We start from the raw sequence: 1,718 nt of genomic DNA, 5'->3' as shown, positions 1-1,718 counted from the left end.
CCATGAAAATGACGCCATTTAAAATCTATCGGGTTTTTATAGTTCATGGCTAACACTTAAATCCAGACAGGATACTACATTCTGGTTTTTGCAACAGGGCCATTTTTCCTATATGGATATATTCTACTAATAAATAGGAGCGATTAGAGATCATTCCCCCCTGAAAAATCTCATCCAACCCAGGAACTTGTTAATATCCTCTAACTATCCATAATAAATATCTTTCATAGCCTTACAATTAGCTAAACTAATAATTTAGCTAAGGCTAGTAGCATTATTTATAACGTAAATTCTTGATACTAATTCTTAATATAACGTTAATATTCCTTAATATTCTATTGCTATAATTATGTAATAGAGATTTCCTAATGTCTTAGAAAATTGTGAGGTAGTGCATATGCACGTCATTTTACTACTAGGTTCATCTACAGCCGGTAAATCATCGCTTTGCAAAGAACTTGTGAAAACAAATAATCTGGTTTCCAACAGTGTTGATGAAGTTGCAAGAAAATGCATGTTTGAATATGCAGAAAAGATAAAACCATTATTAGATGATGAATTAACTAAGATAAATTTATATAAAAAATTAGATTCTTATATGACAGTCGATGAAGTAAAGCAATTAGCAGCAACTGGAATCGTTTCTTTATCCAAAGGACATTGTATAATGAAGGAACAATTTCAAAATAGCACTTTAGTAGGTTTAGAGGATTTGTTAAAAACTGCAGGCATGAGTGAAGAGGAAATATCCCTGCTAGCTGAAAATTTGCGTGCTGTTACTAGCGTATATGATCTAGCTGCACAACAAGTTCCATGGCCAGATCCAATGACAAAGCTTTATGATGAAGTGTTTATAGAAGATAATTCTGACAAGACTATTATATTAGATGTTATTCCAAATGAGAGCGAGTCTGTCGAAGAGTTTATAAAACAATTCAACACTAGAGTTAAGCAATATAAATCTGAAAACCCAGCTTTATCATTAACAACGTCAACTGTACTAGCCTATTGTCCGATGCAAGCATTGAGTAACCGTATCCAGAGCAGAAATAATGCTGCTACTCAGGAAGATCGTATGAATCAACGTATAGGATTATTTCCGTTTTTCCAATTAGCTAGTTTGGTAAAAGCAGAGCATGTTTTTAATCCTTCGTTTTCCGATACACTTACCAAAACAGAAATCTTTTATATCTTAAATAAGCACATTCAAAATACCGGAAATGATGGTTTACTTTTAGAAAATCCTGTTGATTTAGATGGTTTAAATTATCCAAGCGCAAATCCTGTGAAAATAGTCGTAAATAATGAAGGAAGCATTCATATAGCTGAAGATGAACTGAATACACTGGAATTTGAAAAAGATATTTCTGAAATACCACGTATTGGTACAGAAAAAGTAATTAAAGAATATACTAAGCTAGTAAACAAATTTGGATTTCTAAGTACGCAGGAGAAAACCTCCCTTAATTTAAACCATGGTGTTGTTTACGATATTATTATTAATACAGCTAACGGTACACCAGCTGAATTAGCAAATGAATTAATGGATAAATTAAGAAATATAGGCGCTTATGAACAAGAGATGAATGAGCCTAAGCGTCAATAGCAAACTAGTACTACTTTGCTTTTTCTTTTCCGCTAATAATTTGCCATGCATATAAGTAAAGGGGCCCTGTTGCAAAAACCAGAATGTAGTATCCTGTCTGGATTTAGTGTTA

The 1,718-nt window shown here is 32.8% G+C and carries 1 protein-coding gene; it reads left to right on the top strand.

Features of this window, described 5'->3' with window-relative positions; translation table 11 throughout:
* The first annotated feature begins 397 nt into the window (after positions 1-397).
* On the top strand, positions 398-1,606 hold the full coding sequence (locus tag E1P04_RS17450; RefSeq protein ID WP_131784126.1) for a hypothetical protein: 1,209 nt from the start codon (positions 398-400) through the stop codon (positions 1,604-1,606).
* The last annotated feature ends 112 nt before the right edge of the window (positions 1,607-1,718 follow it).

Source organism: Legionella gresilensis, assembly GCF_900639865.1.
Classification (GTDB): domain Bacteria; phylum Pseudomonadota; class Gammaproteobacteria; order Legionellales; family Legionellaceae; genus Legionella_C; species Legionella_C gresilensis.
The sequence above is the reverse complement of the archived record's forward strand: the minus strand, read 5'-3'. Positions and strand labels throughout refer to the sequence as shown.